This window comes from Gillisia lutea, from assembly GCF_021568705.1.
Taxonomy (GTDB): domain Bacteria; phylum Bacteroidota; class Bacteroidia; order Flavobacteriales; family Flavobacteriaceae; genus Gillisia; species Gillisia lutea.
Genome location: NZ_JAKGTH010000006.1, coordinates 348,393 through 367,403, shown reverse-complemented (window position 1 = coordinate 367,403; position 19,011 = coordinate 348,393). Strand labels below are relative to the sequence as shown.

19 protein-coding genes are annotated in these 19,011 nt (G+C 37.9%); 13 read left to right on the top strand and 6 right to left on the bottom strand.

The window, feature by feature from the left end; translation table 11 throughout:
- Nucleotides 1–49 precede the first annotated feature (49 nt).
- From L1I30_RS01650 to L1I30_RS01610, 9 genes are all read left to right on the top strand, one after another.
- On the top strand, nucleotides 50–1,792 hold the full coding sequence (locus tag L1I30_RS01650) for a tetratricopeptide repeat protein (protein ID WP_236132507.1): 1,743 nt from the start codon (nucleotides 50–52) through the stop codon (nucleotides 1,790–1,792).
- A gap of 55 nt (nucleotides 1,793–1,847) precedes the next feature.
- A complete protein-coding gene (locus L1I30_RS01645) occupies nucleotides 1,848–2,156 on the top strand; it encodes a DUF4286 family protein (protein ID WP_236132506.1) in 309 nt (102 codons plus the stop codon).
- Nucleotides 2,157–2,197: 41 nt separating this feature from the next.
- Nucleotides 2,198–3,031, top strand: coding sequence for a 16S rRNA (adenine(1518)-N(6)/adenine(1519)-N(6))-dimethyltransferase RsmA (gene rsmA / locus L1I30_RS01640; protein ID WP_236132505.1), 834 nt, complete (start codon nucleotides 2,198–2,200; stop codon nucleotides 3,029–3,031).
- Nucleotides 3,021–4,373 carry a magnesium transporter gene (mgtE, locus tag L1I30_RS01635; RefSeq protein ID WP_236132504.1) on the top strand — a complete coding sequence of 451 codons (1,353 nt, stop codon included), beginning with the start codon at nucleotides 3,021–3,023 and terminating at the stop codon, nucleotides 4,371–4,373. Before rsmA ends, mgtE begins: the two co-directional genes overlap by 11 nt.
- Before the next feature lie 48 nt (nucleotides 4,374–4,421).
- Entirely contained in the window at nucleotides 4,422–4,787 is a 366-nt protein-coding gene (locus tag L1I30_RS01630; protein ID WP_236132503.1) for a cupin domain-containing protein, read from the top strand.
- 6 nt (nucleotides 4,788–4,793) lie between these two features.
- Nucleotides 4,794–5,741, top strand: coding sequence for a 2-hydroxyacid dehydrogenase (locus L1I30_RS01625; protein ID WP_236132502.1), 948 nt, complete (start codon nucleotides 4,794–4,796; stop codon nucleotides 5,739–5,741).
- A 17-nt stretch (nucleotides 5,742–5,758) separates the two neighbouring features.
- On the top strand, nucleotides 5,759–6,145 hold the full coding sequence (locus tag L1I30_RS01620) for a VOC family protein (protein WP_236132501.1): 387 nt from the start codon (nucleotides 5,759–5,761) through the stop codon (nucleotides 6,143–6,145).
- Between the two features lie 102 nt (nucleotides 6,146–6,247).
- Nucleotides 6,248–6,745, top strand: a complete 498-nt coding sequence (locus tag L1I30_RS01615) for a DUF6428 family protein (RefSeq protein ID WP_236132500.1) — start codon at nucleotides 6,248–6,250, stop codon at nucleotides 6,743–6,745.
- A 13-nt stretch (nucleotides 6,746–6,758) separates the two neighbouring features.
- On the top strand, nucleotides 6,759–7,172 hold the full coding sequence (locus L1I30_RS01610) for an arsenate reductase ArsC (RefSeq protein ID WP_236132499.1): 414 nt from the start codon (nucleotides 6,759–6,761) through the stop codon (nucleotides 7,170–7,172).
- A 58-nt stretch (nucleotides 7,173–7,230) separates the two neighbouring features.
- Here the strand turns inward: L1I30_RS01610 and L1I30_RS01605 are convergent, their stop codons facing one another.
- The 5 genes from L1I30_RS01605 to L1I30_RS01585 all read right to left on the bottom strand — a co-directional run bounded on the left by L1I30_RS01605 (nucleotide 7,231) and on the right by L1I30_RS01585 (nucleotide 12,119).
- On the bottom strand, nucleotides 7,231–7,875 hold the full coding sequence (locus L1I30_RS01605; RefSeq protein WP_236132498.1) for an SDR family oxidoreductase: 645 nt from the start codon (nucleotides 7,873–7,875) through the stop codon (nucleotides 7,231–7,233).
- 100 nt (nucleotides 7,876–7,975) lie between these two features.
- Nucleotides 7,976–9,775: a GNAT family N-acyltransferase gene (locus L1I30_RS01600; RefSeq protein ID WP_236132497.1), complete on the bottom strand. Its 1,800-nt coding sequence runs from the start codon at nucleotides 9,773–9,775 to the stop codon at nucleotides 7,976–7,978.
- A gap of 57 nt (nucleotides 9,776–9,832) precedes the next feature.
- On the bottom strand, nucleotides 9,833–11,086 hold the full coding sequence (locus L1I30_RS01595; protein WP_236132496.1) for an aspartate kinase: 1,254 nt from the start codon (nucleotides 11,084–11,086) through the stop codon (nucleotides 9,833–9,835).
- Between the two features lie 2 nt (nucleotides 11,087–11,088).
- On the bottom strand, nucleotides 11,089–11,562 hold the full coding sequence (locus L1I30_RS01590; RefSeq protein WP_236132495.1) for a GNAT family N-acetyltransferase: 474 nt from the start codon (nucleotides 11,560–11,562) through the stop codon (nucleotides 11,089–11,091).
- 80 nt (nucleotides 11,563–11,642) lie between these two features.
- Entirely contained in the window at nucleotides 11,643–12,119 is a 477-nt protein-coding gene (locus tag L1I30_RS01585; RefSeq protein WP_236132494.1) for a GNAT family N-acetyltransferase, read from the bottom strand.
- Nucleotides 12,120–12,238: 119 nt separating this feature from the next.
- Here L1I30_RS01585 and fbp point away from each other — a divergent pair, with 119 nt between their 5' ends.
- Nucleotides 12,239–13,249: a class 1 fructose-bisphosphatase gene (gene fbp, locus L1I30_RS01580; RefSeq protein ID WP_236132493.1), complete on the top strand. Its 1,011-nt coding sequence runs from the start codon at nucleotides 12,239–12,241 to the stop codon at nucleotides 13,247–13,249.
- A gap of 2 nt (nucleotides 13,250–13,251) precedes the next feature.
- Here the strand turns inward: fbp and L1I30_RS01575 are convergent, their stop codons facing one another.
- Complete coding sequence (locus L1I30_RS01575) at nucleotides 13,252–13,677, bottom strand: tellurite resistance TerB family protein (RefSeq protein WP_236132492.1); 426 nt, start codon at nucleotides 13,675–13,677, stop codon at nucleotides 13,252–13,254.
- A 159-nt stretch (nucleotides 13,678–13,836) separates the two neighbouring features.
- Here L1I30_RS01575 and L1I30_RS01570 point away from each other — a divergent pair, with 159 nt between their 5' ends.
- The 3 genes from L1I30_RS01570 to L1I30_RS01560 are packed head-to-tail and all read left to right on the top strand — an operon-like array spanning nucleotide 13,837 to nucleotide 18,999.
- Nucleotides 13,837–14,874, top strand: coding sequence for a ligase-associated DNA damage response exonuclease (locus L1I30_RS01570; RefSeq protein WP_236132491.1), 1,038 nt, complete (start codon nucleotides 13,837–13,839; stop codon nucleotides 14,872–14,874).
- A gap of 36 nt (nucleotides 14,875–14,910) precedes the next feature.
- A complete protein-coding gene (locus L1I30_RS01565) occupies nucleotides 14,911–16,503 on the top strand; it encodes an ATP-dependent DNA ligase (protein WP_236132490.1) in 1,593 nt (530 codons plus the stop codon).
- A gap of 18 nt (nucleotides 16,504–16,521) precedes the next feature.
- Nucleotides 16,522–18,999, top strand: coding sequence for a ligase-associated DNA damage response DEXH box helicase (locus L1I30_RS01560; protein ID WP_236132489.1), 2,478 nt, complete (start codon nucleotides 16,522–16,524; stop codon nucleotides 18,997–18,999).
- Nucleotides 19,000–19,011 lie beyond the last annotated feature (12 nt).

Sequence of the window (19,011 nt, the reverse complement as noted above, 5' to 3'; positions counted from 1 at the left end):
TTACAAGATGCGTTGTTTCTTTTTTATAACCTGCTTCTTTATAGCAAATATGTGCCTTTTCGCCCAGTCGGAACAACTGGCACAAAATTATTTGGATCAGGGCGAATACCAAAAAGCACTTTCTACCTATGAAGTGTTGTTAAAGGACAATCCTGCTAATATCAATTATTTTTATGGTCTGGTAACTTGCTATCAGCAATTGGAAAATTTCGTGAAAGCTGATGAACTGCTTTTAGAAAGATTAAAAGAGTCCAATAACAACCCGAGTCTTTATATAGAACTAGGGCATAATGCAGAACTTCAATTAAATGAAGAAATGGCAAAAAGCTATTATTCAAAAGCCTTAGATGTGCTAAGAATAAAGCCTAATTACACCTATTCGGTAGCCCGCAATTTTGAGAAATACAGTCTGTTAGAAAATGCGGAAACGGCCTACATTATTGGAATGAGCACTAAAAATAGCTCTAATTATAACCTCCCTTTGGCACGAATTTACGGAGAACGAGGAGAGTTGGAAAAAATGTTTACGGCATATCTCGACCTCCTTGATAAAGATCCGGAAAAGGTCAATAATCTTATTAGAGAATTTGAAAAATATATTCAGGAAGACCCTTCGCATCAGGCCAATCAGATCTTGAGGAAATTATTATTAAAAAAACAACAGCAGTCTCCTTCCATTTCCTATAACCAGTTATTATCCTGGTTATTTGTGCAGCAACACGAATTTAAAAAAGCCTTTCTTCAGGAAAAAGCGTTATACCGAAGAGATGGGGAGAATCTTCAAAGAATCATTCAATTATTAGTGGTTGCAAAGTCTGCGAGTGATTTATCCTCGGCACAGGAAATAGTTGGTTTCGTGATCGAAGAGACTAGTTCTCCTGTTATTTTAGTACAGGCGAATCAGCTACTATTAGATATGAAAGTTAGCACTGCGAAAGTTTCAGATTATAAAGAAATAGAAGAAGATTTTAAAAGATTGTTAGGGCTATATGGAAAAGGTGTAGAAACCATAGCTCTCCAAATTGACTATGCTAATTTTCTGGCTTTTAAAACCGATAAAATACAGGAAGCGATATCCTTACTTAAGGAGCTTTCAACGATAGTAACGTTAAATTATGAGCTTTCTGCAGTGAAAATGGCGCTGGCAGATATTTTGGTATTGGATCAGAAATTCAATGAGGCACTTATTTACTATTCCCAGATACAACAGTTGGTCAAAAATGATGAATTATCGCAGCAGGCCAGATTTAAGGTGGCAAAAACAAGTTACTATAAAGGCGACTTTAGCTGGGCGAAAACGCAGTTGGATGTACTTAAGGCTTCCTCTACACAATTAATCGCTAATGATGCGATGGAGCTCAGCTTACTAATAAGTGAGAATACCCTGCAAGATTCTACACAATCCGCTTTAAAACGCTATGCTCATGCCGAATTTCTCTCTTTTCAGAATAAGAATACTGAAGCCATCGCGGCTTTAGAAGAGCTGTTACAGTTACATAAAGGAGAAAGAATTGAAGATGAAGCTTTACTGAAACAGGCTATTTTATATGAAAAAGAAAGTGAATGGGATAAAGCGGAGGCCAATTATATTAAGATCATAGAGTTTTATAAGACCGATATTTTAGGAGATAATGCAACTTATAGACTAGCCGAGCTATATAAAGATAAGTTGCAACAACCCGAAAAAGCTAAGGATTTTTATGAAGAAATAATTTTTAATTATGCCGATAGTATTTACTTTGTGGACGCGACAAAAAAGTATAGGGTACTGCGCGGTGATACTCTCGAGTAAGCCGGAAGACTATTAAAGAATGTTGCAGAATAAATAGAATTTTAAAGAAAAGATTATGTATATATACAGCGTAACTATAAATGTTCAGGAAGACATTCACGATTCCTGGTTAGAATGGATGAAGACCGAACATATTCCCCAAATGCTTGCAACTAAAAAGTTTACAAAGGCTTTAATGTCTAAGGTTCTGGTGAACGAAGAAATGGGAGGAATTACCTATTCTACGCAATACACCACCGAGAGCAAGCAAATGCTGCAAAAATACTATGAAGAAGATGCTCCTGCCTTAAGAGCTGCAAGCAAAGCCTTTGAAGGAAAATTTGTTGCCTTTAGAACAGAAATGGAAATAGTAAGTGAGCAATAGCCTATTAAAAAACCCCACTCCACAAAGTTAATAGTAGTGATATGAAGAATAGCAATAAAAAATACGTTCATTATAAAAAGCAGGCAGCTCCTGAAGATGGATCGGTTAGAGCCAAAAAACACCTGGGGCAACATTTCTTAATGGATGAAAATGTAGCTAAGAATATCGCTGATTCTTTAACTTATTCCGGTTATAAAAATGTATTGGAAATTGGTCCGGGAATGGGAGTTCTTACTAAATATCTGGTAAAAAAAGATATCGATTTTCATGTAATAGAAATTGATAGTGAAAGTGTGGTCTATCTTAAAGAAAATTATCCTGAACTAGAGGGCAAGGTACATGAAAAGGATTTTTTAAAATACGACCTTAAAGAGATCTTTCAGGAAGAACCTTATGCCATCATTGGGAACTTTCCTTATAATATCTCTACTCAAATTGTTTTTAAAACCTTAGAGAACAGAGATCAGATCCCTGAATTTTCAGGAATGTTCCAGAAAGAAGTTGCTCAGCGTATTGCAGCACCCCATGGAAATAAAACTTACGGAATCCTATCTGTGCTAACTCAGGCCTTTTATGATGTTACTTACTTGTTTACGGTGCCTCCCGGGGTTTTTAATCCTCCTCCAAAGGTTGATAGCGGGGTGATTTTATTGAAACGCAAGGAGGATTTCAAGCTTCCTTGCGATGAAGCCTTATTTTTTAGAGTTGTGAAAACCGCTTTTCAGCAACGCAGAAAAACCCTTAGAAACAGTTTGAAAATATTTCAATTGCCCGATGAGCTTAGAGAAGATGTTATTTTTAATCAACGCCCAGAGCAATTGAGCACAGAGGAGTTTATAGATCTCACCCTTAAAATTCAGCCATATGCAGTTTGAATTAAGTGATGAATTGATCGAGAAAATCGAATTTCTTGTTGAGCAGAAGAACGATGAGGAGTTACTGCTGCATCTGGAAGAAATTCACCATGCCGATATCGCAGAGATCTTAACCGAATTAGATCTTGAAGGCGCAACATATATCGTAAAATTATTAGATAGCGAGAAAACTTCCGAAGCTTTAATGGAGCTGGAAGAGGGAGTGAGAGAGCGTATCCTGGATAATCTTTCTCCGCAGGAAATAGCCCTGGAACTGGAAGAAATGGATACCGATGATGCAGCTGATATTATCTCTGAACTTTCTGAAGATAGGCAGCAACAGGTAATCGCCCAGATTGTAGACGAGGAACATGCCGATAACATCGTGGAATTACTTCGATATGATGAAGATTCTGCAGGGGGGCTTATGGCAAAGGAGCTGGTGAAGGTGAACGAAAACTGGAATGTAACGAATTGTATGAGTGAGATGCGTGCGCAGGCAGAAAATGTTACGCGCGTTCACTCCATTTATGTTGTAGACGATAAGAATAAATTAAAAGGGCGACTTTCCTTGAAAGATCTACTTACAGCACCAAGTAAAGCTAATATAAGCGATGTTTATATCCCGAAAGTAGATTATGTTACCGTTCACACCGAAGGAGAAGAAGTGGCCAGGATCATGCAGAAATATGATCTGGAAGCCATCCCGGTTGTCGATGAAATGAATAGGCTGGTAGGGAGAATTACTATTGATGATATTGTTGACTTTATTAAAGATGAAGCAGAAAAAGATTATCAAATGGCGGCGGGTATCTCTGAAGATGTAGAAGCAGATGATAGTATTTGGAGGTTGACACGTGCGCGTTTACCCTGGCTTATCCTCGCTTTATTTGGAGGCTTTATCTCGGTAAGTGTTCTGGGAACATTTGATGCAGCAATGCAAAATCATGCAGCACTCTTCTTTTTTGTACCACTTATTGCGGCAATGGCGGGTAATGTTGGGGTACAGTCCTCGGCAATAGTTTTACAGGGACTTGCAAATAAAAGTTTGAAGGGATCATTGATAAATCGTTTGCTTAAGGAGATTGTATTAAGTCTATTTAACGGAGTAGTGCTGGCAGTAATCCTGGCAATAGGAGGTGTTTTTTTACTAGGTTTCGACCTCACCTTCGGATTAACTATAGGGATTTCTTTAATTTCTGTAATTGTTATTGCATCATTAATAGGAACTTTTGTGCCAATTATTCTCGATAAGCAGGGAATAGATCCGGCCATGGCAACAGGTCCTTTTATTACCACCAGTAACGATATTTGTGGAATTTTGATCTATTTTAGTATAGCAAAGCTCATACTGGGCTTTTAAAATTACATTTTCCTCAATATTTCAGAATTACTATAAAGTTATAAAATAATGAGAACTATTAATTTACGGGAGAAATTAACCAGTTTCAAAAAGCACTGGCATCCACATCAAATTGCCACTGTTAATGATATGCAAGTGCTTTTGGCAAAGGTGTCAGGAGAATTTGTATGGCATGAACATGAGGAAGAAGATGAGTTATTTCAAGTTGTAAAGGGAACGCTTTATATGCAATTTGAAGATAAAGTTGAAGTAGTGCGCGAAGGGGAAATTATTGTAGTTCCTATGGGGGTTAAACATTGCCCTATGACGAAGGATGGAGAAGAAGTACATATCATGCTTTTTGAAAAGTTAAGTTCAAAACATACCGGAAATGTTCAAGATGATAAGACGGTAGAAGTATATCCAAAAATTTAAAGATCAATGACCATATTGCATGCCGATAGTAACCATCCACTACTCCTTCAACACTTGGAGCAGGCGGGGCATCAAAGTATAGAAGCTTATACAAAAAGCAGGGAAGAGATTCTTGCTATGCAACATTTGTATGAAGGAATAGTAATTAGAAGTCGGTTCAATATCGGTAGAGAATTTATAGATGCTTCACCTAACCTTAAGTTTATTGCCCGGGTTGGAGCAGGTTTGGAAAGCATAGATGTCGCTTATGCCGAAGCTAAGGGGATCGCTCTTTTTTCGGCTCCTGAAGGTAACAGGAATGCAGTAGCCGAGCATACCCTTGGAATGATTCTGGCTCTTTTTAATAAATTGACAAAGGCTAATAGAGAGGTGCATCAAGGGTATTGGCATAGAGAAGCCAATCGCGGAGTGGAGCTTGATGGCAAAACAGTAGGGATTATAGGTTATGGAAATATGGGAAAAGCATTTGCCAAAAAATTACGGGGTTTTGATGTGGAGGTCTTGTGCTATGATATTAAGGCAGCAGTAGGAGATGAAAACGCGCGACAAGTGGGTTTGGAAGAGTTTCATGAGAAAGTTGAAGTACTGAGCTTACATACACCATGGACACCACTTACAAATCAAATGGTCGATACAACTTTCATAAATAAATTTAAAAATCCGTTCTGGCTAATAAATACTGCTCGTGGTAAAAGCGTAGTTACTTCAGCATTGGTTTCAGCCTTAATAGAAGGGAAGGTCAGAGGTGCCGGGCTAGATGTATTGGAATATGAAAAATCATCTTTTGAAAACCTCTTTTTAGAGAAGGAAATGCCGGTTGCATTACGTGAATTAATGTTCTTCGAAAATGTGATTTTTAGTCCGCATGTAGCTGGATGGACTGTGGAGTCTCATGAAAAACTGGCAACTACCATCGCGGGGAAGATTATTGATAGATTTGGAGAAGGTAGCTAATAATTAAATGTTGTTATATGAAAAATAGAGTTACAGGCATAGGTGGGGTGTTCTTTAAAACCAAAGACCCAAAGGCTGTTAAAGATTGGTATAATACACATTTAGGCCTAAATACCGATCAATGGGGATGCACCTTCTGGTGGATGGATAAGGATGGAAACAAATGTTCCACACAATGGAGCCCTTTTAAAGATGACACCACCTATTTTGAGCCTTCTAAGAAAAATTTCATGATGAATTTTAGAGTGGAGAATCTCGAAGAGCTTTTGAAAGAGCTTAAGAAAGAAGGGGTGCAGGTTATGGACGAGATACAAACTGTTGAAGAGGGTAAATTTGGATGGATCGTTGATCTTGAAGGCAATAAAATTGAGCTTTGGGAGCCAAACGATAAGGCTTTTCTATAAAAGAACGTCTTAATAATAAATTTGCTAGTGTGCTTTTAATATGAAAATATTTTGTTTGAATTCATATTAATCGTAATATTGCGATATATAAATAAATTAGATATGGAAACTCGTGATCTTTTTAAGTTACTGGAACAACACCGGGACAAATCCTTATTATTTGAATACGCTCCTAATTTATTAGTGCAGGCTAATTATCATATCACCGAAGTGAAGCACTTAAAAATAGACGCTGTAGATTGCGGCGGGCAGGAAGATTCCTGGAGGGAAACTATTATTCAACTATGGGAGAGTCCCGAAGAGATAGGGAAAAGAGATTTTATGCTCGTAAATAAAGCTTTAGAGATCCTGGAAAGGGTTGGGAAAATGAAAGCCTTTGTTTCTTCTGCAATAATAAAATTTGAATATGGTAACGATAGTTTTCACACTGCGCAGTTGGAGGTTCACGATCATAGAATACTTCAGGACCAACTTATATTGGAACTACATGTGCCATCTACTGCCTGTAAAGCTCAGGAACTTTGTGGAGTTCCCCAGGAAAAGAAAGAAATGGATCTTGATACCTTAACTTCATGCACGCCGGGTACCGGATGCTGTTAATAAAATTAAACTTGTGAAAAATATACTTATACTTTGCACTGGGAATTCCTGTAGAAGTCAGATGGCCCAGGGTTATCTTCAAAAATTTTATGGAAACAGAGCTTCTGTTTACAGTGCAGGAATTGAAACTCACGGGCTAAACCCTAAAGCTGTGGCAGTAATGTTGGAAGACGGTGTTGATATTTCAGGGCATACCAGCAATCATGTAGATGAATATAAGGATATAGACTTTAATTTCATCATAACCGTATGCGACCATGCCAATGAAAATTGCCCTTTTATTCCTTCAAAAGGTGCTGTTAGAATGCACCATAATTTTTCCGATCCGTCTAAACTTAAGGGCACTGAAGGCGAGATACATGCAGCATTTATTGCTACACGAAATGAGATCAAAGAATATTGCAGAGAATTTGCTGCAAACAACTAAAAATAAACAGGCCTGAAATTTTATATTTCAGGCCTGTTTATTAATCGTTCATTTCAACTTAACTGCTTAATTCTATAATAGCAGATTTAATAGATTCCCGCCCTTCAAGTGCCTCGAAGGTTTTATTTTTAACTAATGGGTCTGCAAGGCTCATTACTAATAAAAAGGCTACATCATCTCGGGAGATCTCCCCGCGTTCATTTAATTTTTCAGCTAATTTAACTTTTGCTAACCCTAATTCATCATTAAGGGATCCGGGACGCAGGATGGAATACGTAAGTCCGCTTTGTATTAAATGTTCATCAGCATTCTTTTTTGCCTGTAAATAAACTTTCATATCTTTATTTTGCGAAGGGTCATCTGCACCCATAGAGCTTAACATCACAAATTTTTTGATCTTTTCATTTTTAGCAGCATCTATCATCTTTTTAGCTCCTTCCTGGTCGATAGCAATGGTTTTATCTTCGCCCGTTTTACTACCTGATCCTGCTGCAAATATTATTCTATCCATACCTTTCGCAGCATGAGAAACATCTTTCTCAAGATCACCCATTACCGTTTCCACATCCATATCTTCGAAAATTTGCCTTTGCTCTTCCTTCCGGATCATAGCATAAGGTTCAAAAGTTTTGGAATTGTTTAGAATCTCTATCACACGTTTTCCAGTATGCCCGGTGGCACCCACAACTAATACTCTTTCCATTTTCTTTTATTTTTTAGAAGATTAAAGGTAAGCATCAAAACAAAGAATTCCCAAGCAGTACTTGGGAATAACAGGAAATTAACAAGCCTTTAAAAGGCTTTTAAATCTTGTGAGACTTTTCTTCCAACTCTTTTTGAAGTTCTTCCATTACCGGTTTTACGGTGCTTTCAGGCAGATCAGCAATTCTAATATACATCAACCCATCTATGGCATTATTAAAAAGGGGATCGACATTAAAGGCTACGACGCGGGCATTTTGCTTGATATATTTTTTTATGAGTACAGGTAAACGCAAGCTTCCCGGCTCAATTTCATCTATCAGTCTATCAAATTTATTTAAGTCGGCTTCACTTTCAACAAAAACAAAATCTTTATCGGCATCTTTCAGCTTAACTTTAAATTCTTTTTTCGGTCTTATGAACTGTGCAACATAAGGATCGTAATAATTAGATTTCATAAATTCTATCATGAGCGATTTTGAGAAATTTGAAAACTTATTACTGATGCTTACGCCACCGATCAAAAATTTATGTTCCGGAAATCTAAGAGTACAATGAACGATGCCTTTCCATAGCAAGAAAAGAGGCATGGGGCGTTGCTGATATTCTTTGATAATGAAAGCTCTTCCCATTTCGATAGATTGACTCATCATATCGTGTAATTCAGGTTCAAATCTAAATAAGTCCTGCAGGTAGAATCCATTGATACCTAAATTCTTATAGATCTCGGCTCCCATCCCCATACGATAAGCTCCAGCTATTTTTTTAGCGTCATTGTCCCATAAAAATAGATGATGATAGTAGTCATCAAAATCATCTAAATCGGTGGAATTATTGGTTCCTTCACCTATTTCCCTAAACGTTATTTCTCTTAATCTGCCTATTTCATTGAGGATATTTGGAATTATCTCTTTTTTGGCGAGAAAAACTTCGTAATTCTTGCTTTCCAACAGGCGTTTGTCTAACATCCTACAGGTTTCCACTTCTGCTTCCATAAGAGCCTCATTGGTCTCCAATACAATTTTCTTGGGTGCTTTCGGGATCTTTAAGCTTTTCGGGAGGTTGTCAAAAAGTCCCTTTTTTTCAAAGGAATTCGCGAGCATATAGGTCTTTCTTCGTAAAAAAGCGGTAAAAGCTTCAAGATTCGGATTGCTGCTCTGATCTTCGGGTGAAATAGCATTTCCTATTCTCACAACAATTTTTCGCTTCTTTTGAGAAAGCATTTCACTAGGAAGCTTTGCGGTTCTAAACACTCCATTCATTCCTGCCAACCTATAAAAGAAGGTGCTGTTCTTTGCGTGAAAATAAATGGGAATTACCGGTACATTCGCTTTTTGAATAAGCTTCATGGCACTAGGTTCCCAAGGCTTATCTACTATTAATTTTTCATCTTTATAGGTGGAAACCTCTCCCGCAGGAAATATTCCGAAGGCTCCCCCTTCTTTTAAATGAGAAATTGCCATTTTTATTCCCCCTAAACTGGACTTCGCTTCTTTGTGATCTTCAAAAGGGTTCACTGGCATTATATATGGCTTGAGCGGGTCTAATCTATGTAGTAGGAAGTTAGCTATTACTTTGAAGTCCTTTCGCTGTTCTAAAAGGATTTTCATCAATATCATACCGTCAATTCCTCCCAGAGGATGATTGGAAATAGTGATGAACGGACCTGTTTTAGGTATCCTTTTCAAATCTTTTTCAGGGATCTCAAAATCTATTTCAAAACCTTCAAGAATAGAATTGATAAAGTCGATTCCTTCAAGTTTTTTACGTTTTTCATATTCGGTATTCAGGGTTGAAAGCTTGGTGGTGCGTAGAACGATCCAGCCAACAGCAGTTCCTATTGGCCCTAACTTTTCCAAGTTCATTACTTTAGCTACTTCTTTCGCATTTACAATTCCCATGGATGCCTGTTATATTAAGGTTTTGAACAAAGATAGTTAAATGAATATGTAACTTTTTTATTCTCTAGTAACCAATTGAACGGTATTTTGGGTCAATTGTTTTAAAAGTACTTCCTTATCCTTTTGCAGATCTTTCATAGAGGCCTCATCAAAATGCCTGATGGTATATAAAGATACTCCCGTTATATAGTCAACTTTAAATCTGGCTTTTAAATGCTGGATGAGTTTTTCGAGATTATTGAAACGGTTATCAACACAAACGGCAAAGCTAATGGCAGAATTCTGAATAAGATCTACCTTCATTTGATATTGATGAAAAAGTTTAAAGATCTCGCTGATATTTTCTTCAACCATAAATGAGAAATCCAGGGAAGAAAGAGATATAAGCACCTGATTCTTTTTTACAATGAAACAGGGAACTGCTGGAATTAAAGCTTGTCCTTTACTCACTGCGGTACCTGCTCCTTCTGGGGAGATAAACGATTTCACATATAAAGGAATCTCCTTTCGCTGGAGAGGTTGCAGGGTTTTAGGGTGAATTACCGATGCCCCGTAAAAAGCAAGTTCTATAGCTTCTTCATAAGAAATTTGATGTAACAACTGCGAATTCTCAAAGCTTCTCGGGTCTGCATTTAAAACTCCTGGAACATCCTTCCAGATCACCACCCTTTCGGCATTTAGGCAATAAGCGAAGATTGCAGCAGTATAATCACTACCCTCCCTTCCTAAACTTGTAGTAAAACTATTGGCGTCTGAACCTATAAATCCCTGAGTGATATAAAGCTTAGTTGGATCTATTCTTTCTTGGATATTACTTTGAGTTTCTTCCCAATTTACTCCAGCATCTCGATAAGTGTTATCGGTTTTTATAAATTGGCGGGCATCCAGCCAACTGTGGTATATTCCTTGCCCTTTAAGATATTCACTTACAATGGTAGAAGAGAGTAACTCACCAAATCCTACTATTTGATCGTAAACAAAATCGTATTGGGTAGATTTATTATGGTTCAGAAAATTAAGAAGTTCTTCAAAAAAACCATTTATTTTTTCAAATACAGGTGCATGTTTATTTTCAAAAAGCTCATGTGCTACCTGTAAATGATATTCTTTGATCTCCTGCAAATAGGATTCGGATTTCTTTTCTGGTTGAAGATAGTTGTTGATTACCACCTCAAAAGCATTGGTCATTTTGCCCATGGCAGAGATAACAATAACCTTTTCTTTGAACCCTGTCTTTTTTAAAACATTGAAAACATTCCTAACCGAAGCAGCATCTCTTACAGAGGCGCCTCCGAATTTAAATATTTCCATACTTATTTCTTGAGATTTTGCTGAATTCCTAATTCATCCATATGTACGGTATACCAGTTCTTTTTAATATCGGCTCCTGTGTTCTCATAAAATTCAATAGCATTCTTATTTCCTTCAGAAACCACCCATTCTACACGTTTAACACCGTTGTCATGGCCGTATTGTACTACTCTTTGATATAAAGCGCCTCCAAGTCCGGTGCCTCTCATTTCTTTTCTCACAATAAGATCTTCTAAGTGTACGGTTCTACCTTTCCAAGTAGAAAAACGAAAGTACACCAATGCCATTCCTTGTATTTTTCCATCAACTTCGGCAACAAAGCATTTAAAATTACCTTCATCAAATCCTTCTTTTTCAAGGTCTTCCAGGGTAATTTCAACCTGATCTGCAGCGTTTTCATGTTCTGCCAATTCTTTAATAAGCTCTAAAGCTTGTGGCATATCTTCTCTTCCTGCTTCTCTTATTATATATTCCATAGTTTTTTGTGCTTTTCACAAATTTACTAATAGATTTTGACAATGTAGGTGTGGCCCGGTCTAAGCTACGTTAAGCTATGTTAAATTTTAAGGTAGGCATTCATTGCTTTTTCATCCATTTGAACGATATGCCAGTCGGTTAAAACCTTGGCTCCACTGCGTTTATAGAAATCTATAGCCGGCTTATTCCAATCTAGAACTACCCATTCTGCCCGTTTAACTCCTTGAGATATGGCAAAATCGACTACCTTTTTATAAAGTGCACTTCCCAAACCGGTACCTCTCATCTTCTGACGCACGACCAGATCTTCTAAATGTAAGGTACGCCCTTTCCAAGTGGAGAACCTAAAATAGACCAGTGCCATTCCTTCTATCCTTCCGTTTACTTCAGCTACAAAACAGGTAAATAAAGGATTAGGACCAAATCCCGCCTCCTCTAAATGACTCACATCTATAATCACCGCTTCGGGTTCTTTCTCAAATTCAGCTAATTCCTGAATTAATTCCAATACCTGTGGCAGGTCTTGTTTTTCAGCTTTTCGAATAATATATTCCATAGTTGTTTTTACTTGTTTCAAAAATAAGCAAGCTTATTAATATAATAATCACGAAAACGTTGTAGTAACTTATAAATTTGAATATTTTTGACGCATCAAAAAACCATACACCACAACTTATGCCCAAAAAGAATCAAACCTTAGGCGAATTTATAATTGAAAATCAAGCCGATTTCGCATACTCTTCGGGAGAGCTTTCCCGCTTAATAAACTCTATTCGTTTAGCAGCTAAAGTAGTAAATCATGAAGTGAGTAAAGCAGGCTTGGTAGATATTGTGGGAGCATATGGAGAAACAAATGTGCAGGGAGAAGACCAGCAAAAACTTGATGTATATGCCAACAATACTTTTATTCAAACCTTAACTAACCGGGAGATCGTATGTGGGATAGCTTCAGAAGAAAATGAGGATTTTATAACTATTGAAGGATGTAACGGAGATCACAAAAATAAATATGTGGTACTTATGGATCCGTTAGATGGTAGTTCAAATATCGATGTAAATGTATCGGTAGGAACTATTTTTTCAATTTACAGAAGGGTGACACCGGTGGGAACTCCTGTTACACAAGAAGATTTTTTACAACCCGGTAACCAGCAAGTTGCTGCTGGATATATTATTTACGGTACCTCAACTATGCTCGTATATACTACAGGAAGGGGTGTAAATGGATTTACGCTGAATCCTGCTTTAGGATCCTGGTACTTATCGCATCCGGATATGAAATTTCCTGAAGATGGAAATATATATTCTATCAATGAAGGGAATTACGTTCATTTTCCACAGGGTGTGAAAGATTATATAAAGTATTGCCAGGAGGAAAAGGAGAACCGCCCATATACTTCGAGGTACATAGGCTCTATGGTAAGTGATATCCACCGAAACATGATTAAAGGAGGGATATTTATTTATCCAAAAAGTGCAAAAGCGACTGATGGGAAACTGAGACTTCTATATGAGTGTAACCCAATGGCCTTTATAACTGAACAGGCAGGAGGGAAAGCTACTGATGGTTTTTCTCGCATTTTAGATATCAAGCCAACAGCGCTCCACCAACGCGCACCTTTCTTCTGCGGAAGCACAAGGATGGTTGAGAAGGCGGAGGAATTTATGGCTAAATACGGAAGCTAGTCCTACTTATTGTCTAGAAGATATTTATATTCTTCAAAACTTATCTGACCGCTGAATATTTGTATAGAACGCTTAATGATCTCATCAGAAGTACTGGTTGAGAAACCTAATCCTATAGCGTATTTTTTAAGAAGATAAACTTCCTCCTCATCAATTTCATGATCAGAAAAAATGATCTTGAATAAGTCGTGTAATCTTTCTAAACGTTTTTCATTTCCATTTGGAGGTTGAATTGGAAATTCACTTGGGTTTTTAAGTACTCGGGAATATTCTTCTTCACTGATATCCAATTTTCTTGCGAAGCGCTCTAACTGAATTTCTTCATGTTCATTAATTTCACCATCAATTGCTGCTAAATTTACAATAGCTGCAAAATGACCTAAATTGCGCAAGTGCTCTCCCGAGCCAAACAAATCTAAAAATGACATATTTTTATTTAATTTAATACCGCAAAGATAGTTAAACCCCCTTTTATCTACCTGACTTTTTTGCGGAAAATAGCGGCTTTACAATCGCTAATCTTTTCTTAATCCCTTTTCAAGCATAGTCAAATTAAGTAAATTCAACTTCATTAAGAAGAAAAGTGAATGAAACCACCCTTATTGGCATTTAATAAAAAAGGAATCTATTGTGCCGTGGCCAATGTTTATTTGGATCCGTGGCGGCCTGTAGAAAAGGCTATTATCTCGCATGGACATGCCGATCATTCCCGATACGGTCATAAAAAATATATTACCCATCATACCAATGTGCCTATCATAAAGCATCGATTAGGAGAGATTGAAGTAACAGGGAAAGACTGGGGAGAGACCTTTACTATAAATGGAGTTAAATTCTCTCTTCATCCCGCGGGACATATTATAGGTTCTTCACAAATTAGAGTAGAATATAAAGGGGAGGTTTGGGTGTTTACCGGCGATTATAAAACGGAAGATGATGGAGTAGCGGTACCTTATGAAGTAGTTAAATGTAACTCATTTATTACCGAATGTACTTTTGGATTGCCCGCTTTTAAATGGGTGCCTCAAAAAGAGGTAATGACAGATATTAACGAGTGGTGGCAGCAAAATAAACAGGATGGACGTGCCTCTATTCTTTTCGGATATTCCCTGGGAAAAGCACAACGTTTGTTAAAGCATTTAGATCCTTGTATAGGAAAAATATATACCCATGGGGCCATAGAGAAAATGACAGAGGTTATACGACCTCTCATGAATTTTCCAGAAACCACCTTAATTACCCGAGACACCAAGAAAGATGAATTAAAAGGGAACATTATACTAGCGCCACCTAGTGCTCAGGGCACTCCGTGGTTAAAGAAAATGGTTCCCTATGTTACTGCATCGGCCAGTGGATGGATGACCTTTCGCGGAGCCAGAAGAAGACGTGCAATAGATAGAGGCTTTGTGCTATCTGACCATTGCGATTGGGAAGGGCTTATTTCCTCCATAAAAGCTACGGGTTGCGAAAAAGTGATATGTACTCATGGTTATACCGATATATTTTCAAGGTATTTAATAGAGCAAGGCTATGATGCAAGAACAGAAGAAACTCAATACGAAGGTGAGATTGGAGAGTTGGAAGCTAAAACCGAACAAACCGAAGCAGTAGAAAATTTGAAGTAGTTTGTAAATAGAAAACAGGAAGAAAGGAAGAGGTAAATGAAGCACTTTTCACAACTTATAAAAACACTAGATAGCACCAATAAAACCACTTTAAAAGTGGAAGCGCTCACTAAGTATTTTGAAATTGCGCCCGATAAAGATAAGGTGTGGGCCATTGCTATTCTTTCTCATAGAAGACCGCCAAGGCCAGTAAATACCACCTTGCTCAGAAATTGGGCTTCTCAATTAGCGAATATTCCTCTTTGGCTTTTTGAAGAATCCTATCACATTGTGGGAGACCTTGCCGAAACCATTGCATTGGTAGTCCCCACTTCGGAAGAAACTTCAGAGAAGAGCCTGAATCAGTTCTTGCAGGAAATCATTCAGTTGAAGTCGAAAACGGAAGAAGAGAAAAAGGAGTACCTGCATTATAATTGGTTAGAACTGAATTATTATGAACGATTTGTTTTTACTAAACTAATTACCGGGAGTTTCCGAATTGGGGTAAGTCAGAAGTTAATGACGAGAGCCCTGTCGAAAGCTACTAATATAGATGAAGATATACTTGCCTATAAATTGATGGGAAATTGGGATCCTGAAAAGATCTCCTTCACACAACTTATATTAGAGGAGAACGAAGAAGATTACCTTTCAAAACCTTACCCATTTTACCTTGCTTATGCCATAGAAGGAGAAACTTCAAGCTTAGGGGAGGTTAGTGAATGGGCGGCAGAGCATAAATGGGACGGAATCCGCTCCCAGATAATTATTCGTAATAATGAATTATTCGTTTGGAGCCGAGGGGAAGAATTGGTTACCGATAAATACCCGGAATTTCAAAGTTTTATTGAAAACATACCTAACGGAACTGTACTAGATGGAGAAATTTTAGCATTTCCCAATAAAGAGATAGGAACCTTCAACGATCTGCAAACCCGAATAGGCCGAAAAACGGTGTCTAAATCCTTATTAGCAAAAACTCCTGTAATTTTAAAAGCTTATGATATTTTGGAGTGGGAGGGAGAAGATATTCGAGATCAGCCCTTTTCTGAACGAAGAACTGTTCTCGAGAAACTATATGCTGAAATAAATACGGAAGAGATCCCATTTCATCTTTCTGAAACCATTTCATTTAATACCTGGGAGGAAGTGGCAATTGAAAGAGATAGGGCACGAGAAGAACGTTCAGAAGGACTGATGCTTAAAAAATTGGATTCTCCGTATCTAGTGGGAAGGAAAAAGGGGGATTGGTGGAAATGGAAAGTAGACCCGCTAACTATCGATGCCGTGCTTACTTATGCGATGCGCGGTCATGGGAGAAGAACAAATTTATTTACCGATTATACGTTCGGACTTTGGGATGAAGAGAAAAAAGAACTGGTAACTTTTGCGAAAGCCTATTCCGGTTTAACCGATGCCGAATTCAGAAAAGTAGATGCCTGGATCAAAAAAAATACTTTAGAACGTTTTGGCCCAGTTAGAAGCGTGACACCTCATCATGTTTTTGAAATTGCTTTTGAGGGAATAGCACAATCTAAACGGCATAAAAGTGGTGTTGCAACTAGGTTTCCAAGAATTTTAAGATGGAGACAGGACAAGAAAATTGAAGATGCCAATACCTTAGAAGACTTGAAAGCTCTTATTCCTTAATAGAAGTCAGCCTTATCAATGAATAGAAATGAACTTTTCACACTTGCTGAAAACTGGTTTGCTAAACAAAACTGGAAGGCCTTCGCATTTCAAAAACAAACTTGGACAGCATATTTACAAGGTAAACACGGACTTCTAAATGCACCTACCGGAAGTGGGAAAACTTATGCGCTGTGGGTGCCTATAGTATTGGATTATATAAAAAATAATCCCGATTATAAGACCAAGCATAAAAAAGGACTAAAAGCGATTTGGATCACTCCTTTGCGTGCTCTTTCTGTAGAAATCGCCCAATCTGCAACCCGATTTGCAGAAGAAATGGGAACATCGCTAACAGTTGGAATTAGAACGGGAGATACTTCTCAGAAGGAGCGCGCGGCACAAAAGCGACAAATGCCGGATTTACTAATAACCACTCCCGAAAGTTTACAGTTACTACTTGCTTCCAAAAATTACGATAAAACCTTCAAAGACCTTAACGCCATCGTAATTGATGAATGGCATGAACTATTAGGAACCAAACGAGGCGTGCAGGTAGAATTGGGATTGTCCAGATTAAAAACAATCTCTAAAAATTTAAAGATCTGGGGGATTTCTGCTACTATTGGAAATCTTCAACAGGCAAGGGAGGTTCTGTTAGGGCCAAATTCAGAGGCCTTCAACAATTCAGAATTGATAAGAGCCAAGCTCAACAAGAAGATAAGTGTGAAATCTATCATTCCAAAGAAGATGGAAAAATTTCCCTGGCGTGGACACTTAGGCTTGCACTTAATTGATGAGGTGGTTCCAATTATTAAAGCTTCAAAAACTACCCTTTTGTTTACAAATACCCGTTCTCAATGTGAATTGTGGTTCCAAAAACTCCTGAATAAATATCCGGAATTTGCCGGAGAAATGGCCATGCATCACGGGAGTATCAATAAAGAGACTAGATTATGGGTAGAACAGGCAATTAGAGATGAAACATTAAAAGCCGTGGTGTGCACGTCCAGTCTCGATTTGGGGGTGGATTTTGCGCCGGTGGAAACCATTATCCAGATTGGTGGCCCAAAAGGGGTGGCTAGATTTATACAGCGAGCGGGAAGGAGCGGCCATCAACCGGGAAAGGAAAGTGTTATTCATTTTTTGCCTACGCATGCAATAGAGCTTATTGAGGCTGCGGCCCTTCAAAAGGCGGTCAAGGAAACCGTGGTGGAAGACCGTATTCCTTATCTACAAAGTTTTGATGTTTTGGTACAATATCTAACCACCCTTGCGGTGTCTAACGGTTTTTTTCCTGCTAATATTTATAGGGAGATAAAATCGACTTTTTGTTTTCAGGAGCTTACCGAAGATCAATGGAAATGGGTTCTCAACTTCATCACGAAAGGGAGCCAGAGTTTACAAGCTTATGATGAGTATAAGAAAGTGGAAATTGAAGAGAATGGAAAGTTTAAAGTGAACGATAGAGGAGTGGCAATGCGACATCGACTACAAATAGGTACCATAGTAAGCGATGCCGTACTTACCGTAAAATATATGAAAGGCGGTTATATTGGAAGTATTGAAGAATGGTTCATTTCAAAATTGAAGCCGGGAGATGTGTTTACTTTTGCGGGAAGAAATCTGGAATTGGTGCGTATTAAAAACATGCAGGTAATTGTAAAGACTTCCAAGCAAAAAACATCTCGAGTGCCTAGCTGGCAAGGGGGAAGGATGGCATTTTCGGCTCAAATGAGTGAGCTGCTAAGAGAGGAGATGTATGAAGCGGCTGCATCCATGGAATTGCCGTCAAGTTCGGTTCGTTCTTCTGAATTGAAAGCATTACGGCCTATTTTTAAAAGGCAGATAAGAGAATCAATAATTCCTAAAAGTGAAGAATTTCTTATTGAGACTTTTAAGACGCGAGAGGGGTATCATGCAATTTTCTATCCTTTTGAAGGTAGATTTGTGCATGAAGCTCTAGGAAGTCTGTTGGCATATAGAATAAGCTTACTCACTCCTATTTCATTCACCCTGGCCTTTAATGATTATGGGTTTGAGCTGCTTTCCGATCAGGAGATCGATATGGAGCAGGTATTGGATAATGATCTTTTTTCTTTCGATTTTTTAATGGATGATCTTTATAAAAGTTTGAATGCTTCAGAAATGGCAAGAAGGAAATTCAGAGACATTGCTGTTATTGCGGGACTTGTATTTACGGGTTTTCCCAATAAATTGATCAAGACAAAACATTTACAATCCAATTCGCAATTGCTCTTTAGCGTATTTAAAGATCATGAACCTGAAAATCTCCTGTTTTTACAAGCGTATCGTGAAACCTTTGAACATCAGTTGGAAGAGGGCAGGTTACGTTTGTCTTTAGAGAGAATTGCAAAACAGCAAATTATTTGGAAGCAGTGTGAAAAACCTACTCCATTCTCATTTCCCATAATTACCGATAGATTGCGGGAAAAATTGTCTTCAGAAAAATTGGAAGATCGCATCAGGCGAATGCTCAAACAGCTTGAAAAGTGATTAAATTTGCAA

Bases quoted from the DNA above. Each gene is read 5' to 3' on its own strand.
- L1I30_RS01650 (WP_236132507.1), top strand. From the start codon at position 50: ATGTGCCTTTTCGCCCAGTCGGAACAACTGGCACAAAATTATTTGGAT.
- L1I30_RS01645 (WP_236132506.1), top strand. From the start codon at position 1,848: ATGTATATATACAGCGTAACTATAAATGTTCAGGAAGACATTCACGAT.
- rsmA (WP_236132505.1), top strand. From the start codon at position 2,198: ATGAAGAATAGCAATAAAAAATACGTTCATTATAAAAAGCAGGCAGCT.
- mgtE (WP_236132504.1), top strand. From the start codon at position 3,021: ATGCAGTTTGAATTAAGTGATGAATTGATCGAGAAAATCGAATTTCTT.
- L1I30_RS01630 (WP_236132503.1), top strand. From the start codon at position 4,422: ATGAGAACTATTAATTTACGGGAGAAATTAACCAGTTTCAAAAAGCAC.
- L1I30_RS01625 (WP_236132502.1), top strand. From the start codon at position 4,794: ATGACCATATTGCATGCCGATAGTAACCATCCACTACTCCTTCAACAC.
- L1I30_RS01620 (WP_236132501.1), top strand. From the start codon at position 5,759: ATGAAAAATAGAGTTACAGGCATAGGTGGGGTGTTCTTTAAAACCAAA.
- L1I30_RS01615 (WP_236132500.1), top strand. From the start codon at position 6,248: ATGGAAACTCGTGATCTTTTTAAGTTACTGGAACAACACCGGGACAAA.
- L1I30_RS01605 (WP_236132498.1), bottom strand. From the start codon at position 7,875: ATGGAAAGAGTATTAGTTGTGGGTGCCACCGGGCATACTGGAAAACGT.
- L1I30_RS01600 (WP_236132497.1), bottom strand. From the start codon at position 9,775: ATGGGAATTGTAAATGCGAAAGAAGTAGCTAAAGTAATGAACTTGGAA.
- L1I30_RS01595 (WP_236132496.1), bottom strand. From the start codon at position 11,086: ATGGAAATATTTAAATTCGGAGGCGCCTCTGTAAGAGATGCTGCTTCG.
- L1I30_RS01590 (WP_236132495.1), bottom strand. From the start codon at position 11,562: ATGGAATATATAATAAGAGAAGCAGGAAGAGAAGATATGCCACAAGCT.
- L1I30_RS01585 (WP_236132494.1), bottom strand. From the start codon at position 12,119: ATGGAATATATTATTCGAAAAGCTGAAAAACAAGACCTGCCACAGGTA.
- fbp (WP_236132493.1), top strand. From the start codon at position 12,239: ATGCCCAAAAAGAATCAAACCTTAGGCGAATTTATAATTGAAAATCAA.
- L1I30_RS01575 (WP_236132492.1), bottom strand. From the start codon at position 13,677: ATGTCATTTTTAGATTTGTTTGGCTCGGGAGAGCACTTGCGCAATTTA.
- L1I30_RS01570 (WP_236132491.1), top strand. From the start codon at position 13,837: ATGAAACCACCCTTATTGGCATTTAATAAAAAAGGAATCTATTGTGCC.
- L1I30_RS01565 (WP_236132490.1), top strand. From the start codon at position 14,911: ATGAAGCACTTTTCACAACTTATAAAAACACTAGATAGCACCAATAAA.
- L1I30_RS01560 (WP_236132489.1), top strand. From the start codon at position 16,522: ATGAATAGAAATGAACTTTTCACACTTGCTGAAAACTGGTTTGCTAAA.